Annotated in this window: 18 protein-coding genes and 1 pseudogene; 11 read left to right on the forward strand and 8 right to left on the reverse strand. The window is 54.8% G+C overall.

Annotation, left to right across the window (positions count from 1 at the left end):
• Positions 1-24: 24 nt before the first annotated feature.
• On the reverse strand, positions 25-402 hold the full coding sequence (locus GVL50_RS03300) for a termination factor Rho (RefSeq protein WP_159811732.1): 378 nt from the start codon (positions 400-402) through the stop codon (positions 25-27).
• A gap of 148 nt (positions 403-550) precedes the next feature.
• Here GVL50_RS03300 and GVL50_RS03305 point away from each other — a divergent pair, with 148 nt between their 5' ends.
• On the forward strand, positions 551-829 hold the full coding sequence (locus tag GVL50_RS03305) for a hypothetical protein (protein ID WP_159811733.1): 279 nt from the start codon (positions 551-553) through the stop codon (positions 827-829).
• 78 nt (positions 830-907) lie between these two features.
• Here the strand turns inward: GVL50_RS03305 and GVL50_RS28905 are convergent.
• From GVL50_RS28905 to GVL50_RS03325, 4 genes and pseudogenes are all read right to left on the reverse strand, one after another.
• A pseudogene (locus GVL50_RS28905) lies at positions 908-1,036 on the reverse strand (amino acid permease); the annotation flags it as partial.
• 227 nt (positions 1,037-1,263) lie between these two features.
• The gene (locus GVL50_RS03315; protein ID WP_159811735.1) at positions 1,264-1,629 is read right to left on the reverse strand and encodes a histone-like nucleoid-structuring protein, MvaT/MvaU family; all 366 of its coding nucleotides are present in this window, start codon (positions 1,627-1,629) and stop codon (positions 1,264-1,266) included.
• 249 nt (positions 1,630-1,878) lie between these two features.
• On the reverse strand, positions 1,879-2,178 hold the full coding sequence (locus tag GVL50_RS03320; protein ID WP_159811736.1) for a hypothetical protein: 300 nt from the start codon (positions 2,176-2,178) through the stop codon (positions 1,879-1,881).
• Between the two features lie 351 nt (positions 2,179-2,529).
• On the reverse strand, positions 2,530-2,934 hold the full coding sequence (locus GVL50_RS03325) for a DUF3597 domain-containing protein (RefSeq protein WP_159811737.1): 405 nt from the start codon (positions 2,932-2,934) through the stop codon (positions 2,530-2,532).
• Between the two features lie 1,751 nt (positions 2,935-4,685).
• On the opposite strand from GVL50_RS03325, the gene GVL50_RS03330 reads away from it, so the two are divergent.
• Positions 4,686-4,904 (forward strand): hypothetical protein, encoded by a 219-nt coding sequence (locus GVL50_RS03330; RefSeq protein ID WP_159811738.1) that lies wholly within the window; start codon positions 4,686-4,688, stop codon positions 4,902-4,904.
• 355 nt (positions 4,905-5,259) lie between these two features.
• Here the strand turns inward: GVL50_RS03330 and GVL50_RS03335 are convergent, their stop codons facing one another.
• Entirely contained in the window at positions 5,260-5,625 is a 366-nt protein-coding gene (locus tag GVL50_RS03335; RefSeq protein WP_159811739.1) for a hypothetical protein, read from the reverse strand.
• Positions 5,626-6,125: 500 nt separating this feature from the next.
• Between GVL50_RS03335 and GVL50_RS03340 the strand changes: the two genes are divergently transcribed.
• Positions 6,126-6,752, forward strand: a complete 627-nt coding sequence (locus tag GVL50_RS03340) for a hypothetical protein (RefSeq protein ID WP_256671815.1) — start codon at positions 6,126-6,128, stop codon at positions 6,750-6,752.
• Positions 6,753-6,877: 125 nt separating this feature from the next.
• Here GVL50_RS03340 and GVL50_RS03345 read toward each other — a convergent pair whose 3' ends face one another.
• Positions 6,878-7,720, reverse strand: coding sequence for an autotransporter domain-containing protein (locus tag GVL50_RS03345; protein WP_256671816.1), 843 nt, complete (start codon positions 7,718-7,720; stop codon positions 6,878-6,880).
• A 27-nt stretch (positions 7,721-7,747) separates the two neighbouring features.
• Between GVL50_RS03345 and GVL50_RS03350 the strand changes: the two genes are divergently transcribed.
• The 5 genes from GVL50_RS03350 (at position 7,748) to GVL50_RS03370 (ending at position 13,839) form a co-directional block, all read left to right on the forward strand.
• Positions 7,748-8,980, forward strand: coding sequence for an acyl-CoA dehydrogenase family protein (locus GVL50_RS03350; protein WP_159811740.1), 1,233 nt, complete (start codon positions 7,748-7,750; stop codon positions 8,978-8,980).
• A gap of 51 nt (positions 8,981-9,031) precedes the next feature.
• Positions 9,032-10,021, forward strand: coding sequence for an amidohydrolase family protein (locus tag GVL50_RS03355; RefSeq protein ID WP_159811741.1), 990 nt, complete (start codon positions 9,032-9,034; stop codon positions 10,019-10,021).
• A 103-nt stretch (positions 10,022-10,124) separates the two neighbouring features.
• Positions 10,125-11,588: an aldehyde dehydrogenase family protein gene (locus tag GVL50_RS03360; RefSeq protein WP_159811742.1), complete on the forward strand. Its 1,464-nt coding sequence runs from the start codon at positions 10,125-10,127 to the stop codon at positions 11,586-11,588.
• A 41-nt stretch (positions 11,589-11,629) separates the two neighbouring features.
• On the forward strand, positions 11,630-12,370 hold the full coding sequence (locus tag GVL50_RS03365; RefSeq protein ID WP_159811743.1) for an SDR family NAD(P)-dependent oxidoreductase: 741 nt from the start codon (positions 11,630-11,632) through the stop codon (positions 12,368-12,370).
• Positions 12,371-12,507: 137 nt separating this feature from the next.
• Complete coding sequence (locus tag GVL50_RS03370) at positions 12,508-13,839, forward strand: MFS transporter (protein WP_159811744.1); 1,332 nt, start codon at positions 12,508-12,510, stop codon at positions 13,837-13,839.
• Positions 13,840-13,892: 53 nt separating this feature from the next.
• Here the strand turns inward: GVL50_RS03370 and GVL50_RS03375 are convergent, their stop codons facing one another.
• Positions 13,893-14,954: a LacI family DNA-binding transcriptional regulator gene (locus GVL50_RS03375; protein ID WP_159811745.1), complete on the reverse strand. Its 1,062-nt coding sequence runs from the start codon at positions 14,952-14,954 to the stop codon at positions 13,893-13,895.
• Positions 14,955-15,080: 126 nt separating this feature from the next.
• On the opposite strand from GVL50_RS03375, the gene hisD reads away from it, so the two are divergent.
• From hisD to GVL50_RS03390, 3 genes are read left to right on the forward strand one after another with little or no spacing between them, the layout of a single operon-like run.
• A complete protein-coding gene (gene hisD / locus GVL50_RS03380; protein WP_159811746.1) occupies positions 15,081-16,388 on the forward strand; it encodes a histidinol dehydrogenase in 1,308 nt (435 codons plus the stop codon).
• A gap of 56 nt (positions 16,389-16,444) precedes the next feature.
• The gene (locus tag GVL50_RS03385) at positions 16,445-17,227 is read left to right on the forward strand and encodes an SDR family NAD(P)-dependent oxidoreductase (RefSeq protein ID WP_218586030.1); all 783 of its coding nucleotides are present in this window, start codon (positions 16,445-16,447) and stop codon (positions 17,225-17,227) included.
• Positions 17,228-17,283: 56 nt separating this feature from the next.
• Positions 17,284-18,912: a carboxylesterase/lipase family protein gene (locus GVL50_RS03390; protein ID WP_159811747.1), complete on the forward strand. Its 1,629-nt coding sequence runs from the start codon at positions 17,284-17,286 to the stop codon at positions 18,910-18,912.
• Positions 18,913-18,959: the final 47 nt, after the last annotated feature.

Genomic DNA, 18,959 nt, shown 5'->3' on the forward strand with positions numbered 1-18,959 from the left:
CTCCAGAGTCAGGTTGGTTTGCAGTCACTTCTTTTTGAGCGCTTTGATCAACTCAGCTTTAGTCATCTTCGAACGGCCAGAAATATCCCGACTACGGGCCTCACTCATCAGGCTTTCCTTGCTCTGCGTTTCAAGTGAAGTTTTAGAGTCACGCCCATGGCCGCCGCGTGTTTGCGCCGCTCTCTTGCCCGAGTCGGATTTGGCCTGTTCCTTCTTAGAGTGCGACGTTTTTCTACCCGAACCACCAGCCTTTTCACCCCCTCCTGACTGTTTGTTTACGGTTGCCCAAGCGCGCGCCTCCGCTTCGTCTTTCGGCGTACCCTTCCGCTCGTAGCTCTCTTCAATGTGCTCGGCTTTTCGCTTTTGCTCGTCGGTGTACTTGTCTTTGCTTCCACGTGCCATGGCGAGTACCTCTGTGTAAGTAGGCGAGAGTCTGCCTTCGACCCTATTTCAATAAGGAAGCGATTTTATTAAAGAAAGTTCACCCAAATTTCTTGGAGTATGCGGGCGCATCACATCACTACTGCGCCGGGCGGGAGAGCTTTCATTTATGAAACGACGGGGCGTAGGCCGTCTTGGATACGGACGATTAACACCGTTTTCCCCTCAGCAACTCGACGGAACGAAACCGCCCTTTACGGCAAACCATCCAGAGGAGGAAGCCTTTGTGATCAACCCAACTGCAAGCATGAAGATGGGAGAGCGCTACTCGGTAGAGCAAATAGGCGACACGCATCCCATTACTAGATTTTTTCTCGACGGAAAGTATTTTCTCCGCCCTGAGCGATTGAGCGCGGTCGGCTGGTTCGAAGGCCAAAAAATCGTCTGAGACGACCTGGACTCGACAGGAAGCCCCTATTTCCAGGCTGTTTCGCCGGCACGATCTACGACCTCATCTTGACCTTGGTACCTCCCCCGCAATTGTCCCGGCGAGTGCATAAACGCCCGCTCCGAGAACATCACCGAGAATGAATAGAAAAAGCATCGGGCCGGTAACGGCGCGACGCAGCGAGGTCTTGGGGGTCAAGGTCTTCACGTTCAACTTCCTGGCTTGGGATTGCAACAGCCGATTCCCGGCTGATCGCTAGGTGCATTAATCTCAAGCAATGGAAATTCGCGTATGACGAAAGTTCACGCAACTTATCAGATTGACGGGCAGAAGGCGCCGCCCCTATAAGTGGACTTAAGCAATGGAATCTGCGACACGTAGAAAAAAACGATAAAAAAAAGGGCCCCATTAGGCCCTTTTGTATTCATATCCAATCACTTTTTTAGCCAAGACTCGACCGTATCGGAGCCATGCTCAGCTTTCCAGTCCTTTAATGTTTTGTGATTGCCACCTTTAGTTTCAACGACTTCACCAGTGTGAGGATTTTTATAAACCTTCAACTGACGAGGTTTGCGACTACGGGTTTTGGAATCAGCGGCTGGAGCGCGACGACTTGCCTGCGGATCAAGCAGGTTGATCACGTCGTTCAGGCTGTAGCCGTATTTTGCGAGCAAATCGCGCAGTTTCGTTTCGAATTCGATTTCTTTCTTAAGACCTGCGTCACCTTTCAAGGCCTCAAGCGCTTGGAGCTGTTCTGCAAGGTGTTTTTCGAGTTGGCGGAATTCAGCAAGTTTTGACATACAAAATTCTCGATGTGGTTAATACCTGAAGACTACACTATAAATCACGTCTCGCACTTACAACTAGTTGCGTTTGAGTTTTTAATCCCTCCGGCCCAGCGCAATGCAATATCCATATATCGTGGTCTGCCCCATTTTACTGAACAGAGTGAGTAATCCTAAGCGTTCCAGGATCCTCATTTGAAGATCAGCTTCCAAGCGACAAAAGCTCTTGAATTGATTTCCGGTGTATGACCGATGCTCCAATTATTATTGATGAGTGTCCGCCTCCTCAGCCGGATAAAATTCGCCTTCCTTGCCTAACCTTTTTAGCTGTTCGCGCACGATCATCTCAACGCTGGCGACTGCGGCTTGATCGTCAGGGTTAACCAACTGCAAGCACAGGCGTCGGACATTCTGATCGTGGGTACCCTCGCTCATCATCTCGTGGGTGAAGACTTGTTCACCTCGCCATAGGCAAAGCTGCGTATGCATTCCGCCGAGCCATATTTCGTTGATTGATCGAAGGTCGGTGGTAGCCAGTTGATCGACTGTGATTGTCTTATCCATAGCGCCGTACCTTACCAATGAGTAGATACAGATAGACTTGCGGGCCCAAGGGTCGTTCTAGGTGTCGGCAGCTCACACCCGCCTTTCACGATACCGTTCGGCAAAAATGCCTTACTGACCGTCATCGCTTAGGGCGATGGTGTCCTGCTTAGCGGGCACCATTTTCTCCCCGCAGCAGATCGCCATGTGGTAACGACCTCTCATCCGAAGCCTCCAAATGTTTATATGACGCGATGGCGTGACGAGATAGATCCAAACGATGTGCGGTAATCCGTGCGTACCGTCGTTCCTAGATGGCGACCTAGGAACACGGTAGGCGTCCGATGCACGTTATGGTTGAATAAGGCGTATTTAATCCAGCAGATCTGCCGGAACCTTCCCACCATTTTCCGCCAGTTTTTTCATAACTACGGAATGCAGCCAGGTGTTCATGGCTGCCGAATCGTCTGTTGAACCTGTGTAATGCAGTTCTGCAGCGAGTTCCTTACGGGCGGCAAGGCTACTATCGATGCTCAATAATTTGAGTAAATCAACAATCGAAGTACGCCAGTTGAGCTGCTCGGTTTGCTGGCTTGCCAAGGCCTCCAGCTTAGAGGCCACATCCACTTCACTGATCGCAGCGGTCGGCGTTGAAGGCGGGTTCTGTGTTATCTCGCCGGTGGTGCCAGTGGTTGGCGCTGCGGGAGCTGCTTGGGCTGACGAGGTAGCGTGCTTACCTATTCCGAGTTTTTCCAATATCGTGGTGAACAAGCTCATTTGAATTCTCCAGGTATGTGATGACCAACACTCTGATGAGGTGGCTGCCTATGGATGACCCTCCCAATTACGCTAAAGTTTTATCCGACTCTCTTCGTGGTTGCTAACTGCAGCTACACAGGGGCAGCAATGGGCGTAGCACAGGCCGCCTAGGGCGCTGCCCGGGGCAAGCTTTCTGACTTTCTCCACCGTATGTTCAATCAATAATTTGACCAGTCTTTAGAAAAAACTGCGATCCTGTGACCTGCCGGATAGCGATGGTAGGCGTCAAAGTCGGCGGTATACGCCTTTCAGATGCCTGCTTCACCTCCACTCCTTCCATCGCTGAGACCCGAGATACACCTCGTACACTTTTGCGCGAAAAGAGGTTCACACTGCCAGCATCTTGTCGTTTCCTAAAAGGCGAGCTGTCCAACAAAAGGTTGAGCGATAGAAATGCCTACGGCCAACTGGAAATTTTTCGCTACCGCCGATGATGCTTTACGTACCTGTCGCAATCGCGCCGCCTGTGCTGGTTCGTATCGCCGATCAACGCGTTCCACCTCAAATTCAAGGCATTCAATGAATGAAATCGTCAGGCAGAAATGGACAGCCCGTCTATCCTATCTTCTTACTATCTGATTGATCCGAATGTAGTGCGTGCAGAGGAAATCTGGCTTTGCAAGCTATGGTCATTGCATGTACAGATCGGGACTATCAGAGCTTCCAGAGACAGATAGCTCCCTGAGTTCCAGCCATAATGTTACGTGCGATCGCATTTCCTTTCCCCCAAACCAACAAGGTTGAGAAATGAGTACTCATTCAGTCAATGACGCTACGCGTGAGTTAGCCAGCCTGCTTTCGCGGCTGGAAGTCGCATTAGCCTTTTTGGAGAAAACCGATCAGTTGGGTGATTTGAGTTACGCTTCAGCTAGGGCGACAGCTTTGAGAGCAATGCAGGACGCAGGAGACGCCGTACAGTTAATGGGCGCTGTGCTGGGAGGCGCGCAGAAACCGATACGACATTGAACCAACAGCAGGCTTTCCCTATCCGATGGAATCACTATGTTCGAACTTCCCTTAACTCCAACGGTATGCTCTACGAAGGCTGAACGTTTTAGTTCCGGTCATCGACGAAAAGGTGCAGTTCGGTGTCGCACATCTAAACATTCGTGTGAAATGTCTTGTCCTTTTCTTTGCACCTACGCGTACTCCATGCCTAGGAGCGTGCTCAACACGCATTGAGACATAGCGATAATGACGGCCAGCGGGACAGCAAAGCCTACTACGCACCCATGATTCAAAGGTGAGCCGCCATGGTTAATCGTAACTTCCGGCCGGATCCGGAAAAGCGATCGAGCAGTGCACCCAGGGTAGAACGTCCAAGCTTAATCAGTCTGCGTAGGTTTGCCCTTCTCCAATGAATGGTAAAAGAACATAGACGAATTTAACCACAGCATTTTCTAGTCGTGGGAAGCGCTAAAGTGGCGCAGTACTGCCACGTGAAAAAAACTGAAATGACGCTTGACGCTTTAGTTGTAAGTGCTGCTTACGACCTCATCGTGTCTGCAATAGGCGAATTCGCTTAAAACTGCGATGGATACGATCGATGTGATGAGCGATGCAACGAAGGTTTCGTTGTGCGGTAGCTTAAGCCCTAGGCTGGCTGAGCTGTACCAGTAATAGACAAACGATATACAGCGGCAACTTACGCCCGAATTCGGTGTTGCGGTGGGGCAAGAAGAACGTCGATAACCGAAAGGAGCTCCGATATGCCAATGACGGAAACAGTGAGCGACCGCCCCGAAGTAATCGAACGAGCAAGGGGGCAGATGGTTAGGACGGTGCGGCGCATCGATGCACTTAACAACGACTACGTTGCTTCGATGACCATGACAGGTTACTTCACCGCCCTACTGATCGAACGCATGATCAGCCACGAAATGTTCGACCAGTTATGCCAGGAAATGGATCACGCGCTGGATAGGTAACAGTGTGAACGGGCACTCTGCACCTTATGAAGAAAAAACCTCAAGGCGCGCAGGTGCGGCGCAGGGAGACAAAGGCATCGTGTTTGATGGAGTCAAGGGTCGCTGGGGAAAGGAATTTCTCCGATTAGCAAGCGTGTAGGCGGCGCCTAGTTGGGCGAGGCGGAGGGATTTGATACGCCAAAGCGATACGACAAAGATTGATCATCTCAAGATAGCGAAGGCTCGGCATCAGGCAGGCGTAAACTGATCGCAGTCTAACAAGCGGCATTTAGACCGACTGCTTACGGCCAAAAACGGACGCTCACAAAGGAGTGCTATCGACGACCTCCTGACAGGAGCGTCTGTGTCAACCCATTCATTCATCCCCCGAGCTGGTGGCAGAAGCCATTGCTCGCTGCTCTGAAATCGGCAGAAATACTGGTTTTTCATCCTCGACATGCACGTAGACAAACCAGCGATCCGGTGGACTGTAAAGGATCCTGTGGACATCAAACGGTCGTTTCCCGCCTCTGCGACGGGCCCCTAGCACTGTATGTTCTTGTTTGATTTGTACATTTTTAATGCAATGTTGCGCCATGGTTTGACGAAACTCTTCGTCAATTCGTTTTTTGTTGCCGCGCTGGTACGTCAAGTGTGCTCGGCACATCACCAAGCCGAAAAATACAATGAACGTCACTAGTGTCAGTTCGAGCCCGAATCTGCTCCACAAAGAATTGACCATGCTGAGAAGCCCTGATGATTGCCCTTGGTGTATCGGCCACGCTCTATTTGTCAAAATTTTCATACTGCTAATAAGTGACTACCGGCAGCTTCGTTCAACCTCAGCCACGAATGATGCTTGTTGCCCGCCTTCCTGAGCAGTGATATCGGAACGTGAGATTGCGCGCTACAGGCGAAGTCGATGGCCGGTCAGGTAACTATAGATCACGGCACGGAACCCAAAACGACCAAGAATAGCGAGTTGCTACTGCATCCCTTGCAATAAGGCCCTGTCTACACAGGTTGCTGGGAGGCAGCTTCTGGCCGACAGACATCTATCATGACGGGCAGATGCCGACCCGAGCTGACACCCTTACTTTGTGGCGGCAGGCATTAAAAGTGGAGTCGGGCTTGCACTTCGGTAACAGAAGGGTTGACGGGACTAGATAGATGTCAAAATGACACTATCGATTGGCGGGTGTTATGCTCGATTCCCTTACCAACCATGCTCATGGGTAGTTTATGTTTTTACGTCATCCTCTCTCGTCGATCCTCTTTTTGGCCTTGTTGGTTACAGGTTGCGCGAGCCAACCTGTTTCCCTGAAACCAGCGGAGCCGATCCACGTGGAACCGCTGGGCCAGAGTCTGCCTCAGACTAGTTTACGCACTGTGTTGATGAACCAGATTATCAGCAATGACCCCGTTATCATCTCGTCGCTCAAGCCAGTACTCAGCGCCAATATCGACAACGATGTGCGTATTGCCGCGCTACGAAAGAAAGACGGTGGCGTGCTGCCTGACGTTTACTGGATCCTCTACAAGCAAAACCTGGAAGCGCTCCAGTACGACCTGAATCACCAGCACGACGCCGCACGAACCCAGTACATCGAAACCTACCGCGACGAATTGAGCCGAGTAGACGACGGTACACTTCAAGCCATGGCCACGTCACCAAAAGCCTTGGAAGAAAAGATTCGGCGCCAATGGATTGCACGCATGAGCGATAGAGCCGCGCGCTACATGGTCGCCAGTGAGCAATCACTGAACGCCGCTACTGAGGCCCATCTCAACCGCATGGCGTTGATGGATCGGCAATACAACGTATGCTCGATTAGTCCCGAATGCTGGGATACACCTGTTAAAAAGTGATTTGATTCGATCGGGCCTTTTTCGTAGAAGCTACCGATCATCACCGGCGGCTTCTGGCCGTTTTCTGCTGTCACCACAGACAGAAAATTCCTCTTAGCCAACATTAACTGCTGTTCAAAGCGCCCTTAAAAGTTGATCTTAAACCCAAGCATCGCGTCATACCCATGACTGTCACCATCAAACCCTTGGCGATACCCCGCCGAAGCGGTAAGGGTCGTCCGCCGATTCGCCTGATAGTCCACCCCAACATTCACCTCGCCCCACGTGCCCTGAATATCCGACTCGAACGGGATGTAACCCGTCTCGGAGGAAAATTCGGTCTTCGGCTGTCCTTTGAATTCATGCCAGACACTCGGCCGAATCCACGCATTGGTGCGTCGTGCGCTTTTGTCGACGCCTTCGGTGTCCCAATCCTTGGCGATGCGCACACCCGCGCGGCCGATCAGTGAGTCGACGTCGCGGAAGCGGATTTTTGCGCCGGCGTCGTCGCTGCTATCGAGGTCGACGTAGCTGTAGATCGCCTGCAATTGCGGTTCGATGTACCAGTTTTTGTCGAACTCATACGGGTAGCCGTTCTCCAGCGAAGCGGTGTAGCCCCAGCCCCGGGTTTTCAGTTTCGGCAGGTTGCTAGGCTTGGCTTCGACGTCGAAGCGATTGACCTGGAACACGCCATCCAGATACCAACCGGACGGGCCGAAGTGCGTCCAGTAGGCGCCCAAACCATAAGCACGCAAGGTGTCTTCCCCGGCGTTGCGACGGGTGTAATGGCTGACGCCCGCGTCGATGGTGCCCGCTGACAGAGAGATACCGGCCTGCTCATGACTGCCGTCCGTTCTGACCTTGCGATAGAGGTCGGTGCCGACCTGAAACGCCGTCAGGTCATAGTTGTATTCAGGCGTGTTGCCCAGGGCGTTTTTGCGATCGCCATCCTGCTTGCCGCTGCGATAAATCACCCGGCCCCAGCCCATGGACGGTGTCGTCGTCTGGAGCAGTCCATGGACACTATCGAATTTCCAGTTCAACCCACATCCCTTCGTCAATCGCACCGTCCCAAACTCGGCGAGTTGCAGGCCCGCGTCGCCGAATTGTCCCCCGCCTTTGCTGCAAGAGCAGCCCAGATCGAAAATGATCGACGCGTCTCGATGGAAAATATCGAAGCCCTGCGTGCGATCGGTTACTTCGACGTTGTAAAACCCGAAGCCTTCGGTGGATACGAGTTCGACTTTTCCGCACTGGTCGAGTTGAACATCGGCCTGGCGAAAAGCTGTGCGTCGACGGCTTGGGTTGCCGGACTGCTCGCAGCTCATCAGTGGCTGCTGGCAACGTTCCCGGAACAGGCACAAAAGGATGTCTGGGAAGGCAATCCGGACGCTTTGGTGTGCGGCTCCTATGCACCGGCTTGCAAGGCACAAACCTGCGACGAAGGCTATCGGATCAGTGGTCGCTGGAGCTTCGCCAGTGGTAGCGACTGCGCCCAATGGGCCATTTGTGCGGCCATCCTGCCGGAGGAGGAAAGCCGCCCGGCGGGACCCGCGTTTTTGCTGGTGCCGGCGCATGACTACATCATCGAAGACACGTGGAACGTAGTAGGACTCGGCGGTACCGGCAGTAAGACGCTCGTCATGGAAAACGTCCTGGTACCGGCCCATCGTGTGCTGACCTTTGCCGACATGAGCAACGGACAAGGGCCTGGCGCCAGCCTGTATGCAGCGAATCACACCTTCAAGATGCCCATGCTTTGCAACATTCCTTCCTGCCTCGCTTCTGTCGCGATCGGGGCTGCCAAAGGCGCCCTCGAGGATTATCTGGAACGCACCTCCACTCGCGTTACGCGGGGGGCTGTCGCCGGTGGTCAAAACCGCATGGCGGAATTCCCCACCGTTCAGTTGCGGGTAGCCGATGCCCAGGCAAGTTGCACCGCAGCACACCGCACATTGATCGCCGACCTCAAAGCACGCGAAGCAACGATCAAAAGCGGTGAAACCATTTCCACCAAGGAACGCATCGAGAGCCGGCTCGGACAGGCATTTTCCGTAGCGCTGGCAGTCCGTGCCACTGAAGCCCTGAATGCTTCCACAGGTGGCCAGGGGCTGGATATCTCACATCCTGTTCAACGCGCATGGCGCGACGTAAACGCAGTGTCTCGCCACATCAGCATGAACTGGGACGCGGTCGGCACCATGTATGGACAGCTGGCGCTGGGCCTGGAGCCCAAGGGTCAATATTGACCGTACGCACGATTTCGCTCACGCATCGAACAACAATCAAGAGAGCCCACCATGTTTAAAGTCACCGGAAAAATCGCCCTCGAAGAGCATTTCGCCACCGAGGAAACCCTGCAAGACTCCTTGGGGCAAATGCCGGAATCCGTCGGCCCGGAACTCAAAGCCCGCCTACTGGATATTCAGAAACGCCGCATTGAAGAAATGGATCGTCATGGCATCGAACTGATGATCCTCTCTCTAAACGCGCCAGCCGTTCAGGCGGTCCCGAACATCAAAGAAGCGAACGAGTTGGCGCGGCGTTCCAACGATTATCTTGCCGAGCAAATCGCACTGAATCCCAAACGATTTAAGGGCTTCGCTGCGCTGCCGATGCAAGACCCGGAACTGGCCACACTCGAACTGCAGCGTTGCGTCAATGAGCTCGGTTTTGTCGGCGCACTGGTCAACGGCTTCTCGCAGGTGGGCGACGTCAACACGGTGCGCTATTACGACCTGCCACAATACCGTTCATTCTGGGAACAGGTGCAAGCACTGGATGTGCCGTTCTACCTGCACCCGCGCAACCCTTTGCCCTCCCATGCTCCAATCTACGACGGTCATCCATGGTTGCTGGGCCCGACCTGGGCGTTTGGCCAGGAAACGGCTGTCCATGCACTACGGCTGATGGGATCAGGGCTGTTCGATGATTTCCCGAAATTGAAAATCATCCTTGGTCACATGGGCGAAGGCCTTCCATACAGCATGTGGCGCGTCGACAACCGCAACGGCTGGATGAACATCCCTGCCAACTATCCTGCCAAACGCAAGATCGCCGAATATTTCCACGAGAACTTTTACCTGACCACGTCTGGCAACTTCAACGACCAGACCCTGATAGACGCCATGCTGGAAATCGGTTCCGACCGCCTGCTGTTTTCTGCCGACTGGCCTTTCGAAAATATCGATCACGCATCCGATTGGCTGGATAGCGCCTCCATCAGCGACAACGACCGCGTAAAAATCGGACGAACCAACGCTGCCCGCCTTTTCAAACTGGATAACTGAAACGCTACAGGCCTCTCGCTGCCGGGAGGCCCGCAATGCCCGTACTCAAGGTAACGCACCTACCCAAGCTCTAAACGCTATCGCCAAAACCAGGAGAACAATAATGACCGTGCAACTGGCAAGACACTGGATCAACGGTGAGTGGGTCGAATCGCAGACCATCGGCGAGTCGATCGATCCAGCGACCGGTAATGTCATCGGGCGTTTCGCAGATGGCGGCGCCGCTGAAGCAGACATGTCCATTCAAGCCGCAAGGACAGCGTTCACCAACAGCCGGTGGCGCGAGGATAAAAACTTTCGCGCCGATGTGATCGAGAAGCTGGCGGCCTGTTTCGAGCGTCATACCGAGGAACTGGTCGCAGCGCTTTGCCTTGAAAATGGAAAGATACGCGGTGAAGCGCTGTTCGAAATCACCATGCTCGCCCCAAAGTTGCGTTACAACGGGGCGCTGGCTCGTTCGCATAAAGGTGAAAGCGGCAGTGCTCGTCCGGGCTCCGTGTCGATGATCGTTCATGAGCCGGTGGGTGTCGTCGGCGTCATCGTGCCGTGGAACTCACCGGTGGTACTGATGATTCGCTCGGTCGCACCCGCGCTCGCAGCGGGCAATGCCGTTGTAGTGAAAATGCCCGCCCAGACGGCAATCCTCAACGCCTTGGTGGCGAGCATCTTTGCACAGGTCCCTGAGCTGCCAACCGGGATCGTTAACTTCTTCACCGAGTCCGGTGGCGAGGGAGCGAAATTACTCGTGTCGTCACCTGATGTGCCCGTGATCAGCTACACCGGTTCGACCCAAGTCGGCTCGGTGATCGCCGCCGAAGCCGGGCGCCACCTCAAACGCTGCAGCCTGGAACTGGGCGGCAAGACTCCTCACCTGATTTTCGCCGACGCCGATGTGGACCACATGGTGCCGACCCTGGCTGCATCCGTCACCGTGTTCGCCGGTCAATTCTGCATGGCGGGTTCTCGTGTCCTGGTGCACAAGGACATCGCCGATAAAGTCATCGATGGAATCGAACAACGCTTCAATGACCTGCGCCTGGGTGCCGCTGCCGACAGCCAGAGTCAGATGGGACCGATGATCGACAAGGGCAACGTCGCGCGTGTCGACCAGGTCGTCGAGCAAGCCATTCGAGACGGTGCTCAAGTGCTGGTACGCGGCGGCCCGGTCACCGATGGGCCCTTGGCCAATGGCGCGTTCTATCGCCCTACTCTGCTGAAAGTGTCCGACCCGAACCTGAGCATCGTTCAGCAGGAAACTTTTGGCCCGGTCATGACAGTGCAAACCTTCGAAACCGAAGAGCAAGGCATTGCATTGGCCAATGACAGCCAGTTCGGCCTGGCGGCTGCCATCTGGACACGTGATATGGCACGGGCTTTCAGAGTGGCCGGGCGCCTGGAGGCAGGAACCGTCTGGCTGAATGACTGGGCGCAGGTTCACGATGAATTCGAAGAAGGTGGGTACAAGAAATCGGGCATGGGTCGCCTCAATGGCACCTCCGGTATCGACGACTTCCTCGAAATCAAACACATCACGTTCAGCACCTCGAGCGGCCACGCTGCCCATTAATGAACCCAGCCTTAGCAAACATGAGTAAAAGGAGAACAACAATGACTCAAAATCGCCAAGTAGCAGTCGTAACGGGAGCGGCCCAAGGCTTTGGTCAGGCCATCAGCATCGGCCTCGCCAAGCGCGGGATTGATGTAGTGGCTGTCGATCTTTCTGACTGCACAGAAACGCTGGCTCAAGTTCAGGCACTGGGCGTGCGCGGCGTAGGGATTGTGGCTGATGTCTCGGATCCCGGTGTCAGTGAACGCATCGAAAAGCTGCTGAACGACGAGTTCGGTCGCTGCGACATCCTGGTGAATAACGCAGGGATTTTCCCAACCAAATCGATCACTGAACTCGATTACGCGCTGTGGCAGAAGGTCCACCGGATCAACCTTGATTCGCAGTTCCTGATGGTCAAGGGCGTGCTGCCGTTCATGACCAAAAACAGCTACGGCCGGATCGTCAACCTGACATCGAATTCGCTGGGCCTTACGGCAACGGGCCTGTCGCACTACATGTCGAGCAAGGCAGGCGTCATCGGTTTCACCCGCGGCCTGGCGACGGACCTGGCGGAGTTTGGCATTACCGTCAACGCGGTAGGCCCCACCGCTTCGCTGACGGCCGGCGGCAAGTCCCACATTGATATCAAGCTGATTGAAGAAGTGGCGAAAATGCAGGCCATCAAGCGTCCCGGGACGTCTGAAGACATCGTCGGTACGGTCATGTTCCTGTCCAGCGAAGAAAGCGCCTGGGTCACCGGGCAAACCATCATGGCGGACGGTGGGCTGGTTCGTTTGTAAGACCCGCGAGGCAGCGGCTTCTTCAATACACGAAGCCGCTGCTGCGCATCATTGATACTGAGTGCGGCCTCGCCGCGCTCACGCTGCACCCGGTTTGTCTTGCTCGATAATAAACCTAATAAAAAGAGACGATACCCATGACCTCTCAGATCGATGTCACGCAGGTGGTAGCAAATAGTCGCTTGGGCCCCTACCAGATTATGGTTCTACTCATGTGCTTCGCGTGCATGATGATCGACGGTTTCGATATCCAGTCCATGGCGTACGTCGCGCCTGAAATCATTAGCCAGTGGGGTATCGCAAAAGCCAGCCTCGGGCCGGTTTTTGGCATCAGCCTCGTGGGCATGCTTCTGGGTTCGCTTATTTTCGGTTCCGTCGCAGATGCAATAGGGCGACGTCCGGTGCTAATCGGCGCTCATATCGTTCTTGCGCTGACTATGTTTGCGACCTCATACGCCGAGTCGATTACCAGTCTGATGATCATGCGGTTGCTCAGCGGCCTGGCCATGGGTGCGATCGTGCCTAACGCCATAGCGATGTCGACCGAGTACACCCCGAATCACAACAAAGTCACGTTGCTGATGCTGGTGTCTTCTGGAATGGTGTGTGGCGGAATTATCGGTGGCGTGATCGCCGCCTGGCTCATTCCCCTGTTTGGCTGGCACAGCGTTTTTTACGCCGGCGCAATCGCGCCATTGATCCTCGCCATAATCATGCTGGCGCTCATGCCAGAGTCCATGCAGTGGCTGACCGTGCGGGGCAAATCCGCTTCGCGGGTCGCCAGGACATTATCGCGGATAAACCCCGATCTGATCATCAATGACGCTAGCGCGATCACCACCACTGCACCCAAAAAATCCGGACTTTCGGTCAAGGGATTACTTGGAGGCGAGCATGGCCGTGGGACGATATTGCTCTGGCTGATGAATTTCATGAACATGCTGTGTGTGTATTTCCTGGCTTCCTGGATCCCGGTACTGATGAGTGACGCCGGGCATTCCGCCTCACAGTCCGTTCTGGCGGGCGCCGCGTTGTGGCTGGGTGGACTGGGCGGCACGTGGCTGCTCGGATGGTGCGTCGATCGTCGGGGTTATGTCGCCGTGCTGATGCCCACGTTTATCCTTGCCGGGGCAGCCATCGTGTTTTTCAGCCGGTACTACATCGCAATTCACTGGGCGTACCTGTTTATCGCCGCAGCAGGTTTTGGTGTGATGGGTGGTCAAGCCATTCTGAATGCGATGGCATCAACCTATTACCCGACAGCATTGCGCTCCACCGGCCTGGGCTGGGCACTTGGATTCGGCCGTTTGGGTGGAATCATGGGGCCGATTCTCGGTGGCGGCTTGCTGACGCTGCATTGGAGCACCGCGAACCTGCTGCTGCTTTCAGCACTGCCTATCGGCGTCACGGTTTTGGCAATTGTTGTTTTTTCAAGAGCACATAAAAACAGCTGGTCTGCCGCGACCTGATCGCCGGGCACAGACGGCGCCATGGCAAACTTTTCTGCTCAAAAGATCAATAATCACGGGGCGACCCAATAGATGCCCTCTTCACTTTCCATCAACCCGACGCGGGGGCGGCGCGCACTCTGCCGGACGATAAGTCTGCCCGGCAGCACTTCCTGTATGGAAGGCTTGCGTGTCTCTTCCAGTTGAGCGGCGATGATCTGCACGGCCTTTTCTATCATCAGTGCCAACGGTTGTTTGTAAGTGGTGAGACCGATCAATGGCCAACGGGCAGGTGCAATGTCATCGAAGCCGACAATCGAGATGGTGCTGGCAGGTACCAGCCCAAATTCAGTGGTGGCAACGTTGAGCGCAGCAATAGCCATCAGATCGTTCGCGCAGAAAATCGCGTCCGGGGGTTGCGCACGGGACAGCAGAGAGCGTGTCGCCTCCATAGCGCCTTGAAGGGTGTAGTGCCCGACTTCGCGAAGAGGTGCCGGCATTCCACGATGAGCAAGGCTTGCAGAGAAGCTCAGTTCTCGGTCCCTGCTCGTGGAAGAACCTTCATTACCGGCAATAAAAGCCATGCGCGTATGTCCACCGGCCACCAGAAAAGAGGCGATGAGTTCACCACCCAGAAGGTTGTCGCTGGTCACGCTGGAAATCGTGTCGTTATCGTTTTTGCGATTGAGCAGGACCACGGGCAGTCCGGTTTGCTGACACTCCTCGGCAAACCGGGACGACAGGCTGGAGGAAACCATGACGACCGCATCCACTCGATGACGCAACACCTCATCAAGGACCGGGTCCGAATCTTCGTTGTTGACCGTCGAAAACAGCAGGACTCGATAGCTGATCGATTCAAGGGCTTTGGACAGGGCTTCGACGGCGGCCGCATAGAAAGGATTTTCAAGACTCGGAACGACTACCGCTATTTGCCCTGAACGATTGGTGATCAATGAACGTGCAATGAAATTGGGACGATATCCCAACGCTGCAGCGGCAGCCTCGACCTTCTCTCGAGTCTTACGCGAGACGCTGGCGCCCTTGGTGAATGTCCGGGAAACCGCTGACTGCGACACCTCTGCGAGCTTGGCAACATCATGCGCGGTTATAGGGCGTCGAAAGTTTTCAACCATGGCGCAGAGGGTCCTGTTTAAAAGTGAACATCCTATCATCTGCCTCTTTTCAAACCATTAAAGGCTCATTTACAATCAACTTGCATACGTATGCAAACCACTAAATAAAACTACAGGTAATTGCACATGGCTCACTGGCTGAAACGCAGCATCACGGCGCAGGCGATCCGGTCCGCCGATCTCAAAGTCCGCGATACCGTCGAGGCGACGCTCGCCGATATCGAAGCACGCGGTAACGCAGCAGTCCGCGATCTGGCCATCAAATTCGACAAGATGGATCGCGACTGCTATCGCCTTTCCTCCGCCGAGATCGACGCCTGCTATTCACAATTGACGAAGCGGGATATCGCGGATATCGAGTTCGCCCAGACCCAAGTGCGCAACTTTGCCAAACACCAGCGAGCCAGCATCCAAAACATCGAAGTAGAGACATTGCCCGGCGTAATCCTTGGTCATAAGAACGTTCCCATGAATGCAGCCGGCTGCTACGTGCCGGGTGGCAAATATCCCCTTCTAGCCTCTGCTCATATGTCGGTGATCACCGCTAAAGTCGCGGGTGTACCAAGAATCATCACGTGTGCCCCACCGTTCAACGGCAAGCCCGCGCATGCGATCGTCGCGGCGCAACACATGGCAGGCGCCGATGAGATCTATTGCCTGGGCGGCATTCAGGCTATTGGAGCAATGGCGATTGGTACCGAGACCATCACTCCGGTCGATATCATCGTTGGGCCAGGCAACGCCTTCGTGGCCGAAGCCAAACGCCAGTTGTACGGTCGTGTGGGTATCGATCTCTTCGCAGGTCCGACCGAAACACTCGTCATTGCGGATGAGAGTGTTGATGGCGAACTTTGTGCCACCGATCTTCTGGGTCAAGCAGAACACGGCCCGGATTCACCAGCAATATTGCTGACCACATCCGAAAACCTTGCGCGCGACACCATGGCGCAGATTGAGCGACTGCTGAAGATTCTTCCTACCGCAGATACTGCGCGTCAGGCTTGGGAAAACCATGGTCAGGTCATCGTTGCCGACAGCAATGAAGAAATGCTACAGATCGCTAACGATCTCGCCTACGAACACGTTCAGGTCATGACCAAAGATCCGGACTGGTTCCTGCAGCACATGCGCAACTACGGCGCGTTGTTTCTGGGGCCTCGTACCAACGTTGCGTTCGGCGACAAAGCGATCGGTACCAACCACACCCTGCCAACCAAAAAAGCCGCTCGATATACCGGCGGGCTTTGGGTCGGCAAGTTCCTGAAGACTTGTACCTATCAAAAAGTCATGACCGACGAAGCCTCGGCGCTAATCGGCTCCTACTGCTCAAGACTCTGTGCCCTTGAAGGTTTTTCCGGCCATGGCGAACAGGCCAACATCCGCGTACGTCGCTACGGAAAAAAGCACGTGCCCTACGCTGGCATTGTCGAATAATCCCTATGCCCGCTGCGGTTTGAACAGTGAGCCAATCGCTCTACGAGGGAAGTTGTATGAGTCACGAACTTGAGTCTATGGCGCTACCGTCCTTTCGTATGGACGGTAAAGTCGCACTGATCACTGGCGCTGGTGGCGGTATAGGGGCAGGCATTGCGCTGGCGTTGGCTGCTGCCGGAGCGCACCTGATCCTGGTTGCAAGGTCAGAAAACAGCTTGAACGAAGTTGCTCAAATAATTCGTAAACGCGGTGGTGTCGCAGACGTACAAGTGTGCGATGTGACAGACAGCGCGGCGATCAGAGCAGCGATTCAGAAATTGCCCAGGCTGGATATTCTGGTAAACAACGCAGGCACCAATTTTCCGGAACCCATGCTTGAAGTCAGCGATGAGCACCTGGACGCGATGCTGGATTTGAACGTCAGGGCGTCCTTCGTTACGGCGCAAGCGGCGGCTGCAAAAATGCTGCAAAACGGCTCGGCATCCGGGGGCGTGATCATCAACATTTCGTCCCAGATGGGCCATGTAGGCTCACCGAACCGTACGGTGTACTGCATGACCAAACACGCTATCGAAGGCCTGACCAAAGCCATGGCCATCGAGTTCGCGAGCGAGGGCATCAGGGTGAACACGCTTTCACCAACGTTCGTTGATACGCCCTTGGTGCGCAAAATTGTTGATACACCAGAGAAGGAGTCGTTCCTGGTATCGAAAATACCCCTTGGTCGAATGGCAAAAATAGAAGACATCGTGGGTGCCGCACTCTACCTCGCCAGCCCCGCGGCACGAATGGTTACGGGCACGTCTCTCAAGGTCGACGGCGGCTGGACCGCACAGTGACCTGATGGATCGAACGCCTGTGTTTCTTTTCGCAGTTCCAAATGAAGGAAAGCGTCATGTTCCAACAAGGAAAACCTATTTTTAACCTTGGATTGAGCGTGCTTATGAGCATTACCCTAGGGTCTGGAATGAGTGCTACTGCCAATGCTGCATCGACGGATGCTGCCGATGATTCGCTGAGTCCACAAGTGACGGTATCGCAGGGCACACTGCGCGGAACGCCCGCAGACGCCAGCGGTATCCTCAGTTTCAAAGGCATACCCTATGCCCAGCCTCCCGTTGGCAACTTGCGCTGGAAAGAACCGCAGCCAGCAGCACCGTGGAGCGGCGAACTGGACGCCAGCCAATATCGAGCGTCTTGCTGGTCTGCCAGCGGATTTGGCCTGCCCGATACCTCAGCTGTGGCCAGCGAAGACTGCTTGTACTTGAACGTCTGGAGCGGCGCTAAATCGGCTAAAGCCAAACTACCGGTCATGGTCTGGATTCATGGGGGTGGTTTTCAATTCGGTTCGGGTGGCAGTCCGGACACCCGTGGCGAAGTCCTGGCGAAGAAAGGCGTGATCGTGGTCACGCTGAACTATCGTTTGGGCGTGTTCGGCTATCTCTCGCGCCCCGATCTCGACGCCGAATCCAACGGGCACAAGTCAGGCATGTACGGCATCCTCGACCAGATCGAGGCACTTAAATGGGTCAAAACAAACATTGCAGCCTTCGGTGGTGACCCGGATAACGTCACAATTTTCGGCGAATCCGCAGGTGCGCATGCCGTCGGCTTCCTGATGGCCTCTGCGCAAGCCAAGGGCCTGTTTCACAAGGCGATCGGGGAAAGCGGCGCATTCTGGGAAAGTGAGATGAAATCCCGCAAGGACGCCTTGGCGTTCGGTGCCGAGCTGGGTGAAAAACTGTCTGCACCGACGATAGACAAACTGAGGGCGATCCCTGCGCGGGACCTGCATGAAGCGACCAACTGGAACCTGACACTGCCGACCAAGTTTTCTCCGCTGGTTGATGGCTACGTTCTGACAGAACTGCCGTACGCCACGTTCGCACACGGACGGCAGAATGACGTGCCATTGCTGGTAGGGTGGAACTTGAACGAAGGCGGGGCCTTCATGAGTTACAGCTTCCCACACGCGACCGCTGCAGAGTTCACCCAGGCCGCTACCAAGGCTTTTGGTGCGCAGCACATGGATGAATTCAACAAGCTGTACCCATCCTCGACAGCGGAGCAGCTCAAGCAATCGGCACAGGCGCTGGTTGGCGATCTGACCATCAAGAACGAAACCTGGACGTGGGCCAAACTCCAACAGAAAACCGGCCGCGCGCCGGTGTATGTCTATAACTTTACCTTCACCTCGGCGTTCACTCCGTCACCGATCCATACGGCTGAAATCGCCTACGTATTCAAACAATGGGTACCGGGTCCCTTCCATAAGCCAGTGCAACCATCGGCAGAGGACTTGAAGGTGGCAGACACAGTTCAGTCGTATTGGGCCAACTTCGCCTTCAAGGGTGACCCGAATGGAGAAGGTTTGCCGCGATGGCCAAAATACAAAGGACCGGGTAGCTCAGTCATTGATATAGGCGAAAACATCCAGACAGCGCCGGAAGAAGGAACGGCACGCTTCAAGTTTCTGGAGCAGTTCCGCGGAAAAGACGGGCTGATCACGGTCGGCCAACACTAGTCACCGGACCGGCGCGCCAAGCCGTTTCACAAGAGCCAATCCAACCT

The sequence above is a fragment of the Pseudomonas sp. 18058 genome, assembly GCF_902706155.1.
In the GTDB taxonomy this organism is placed as follows: Bacteria; Pseudomonadota; Gammaproteobacteria; order Pseudomonadales; family Pseudomonadaceae; genus Aquipseudomonas; species Aquipseudomonas rustica.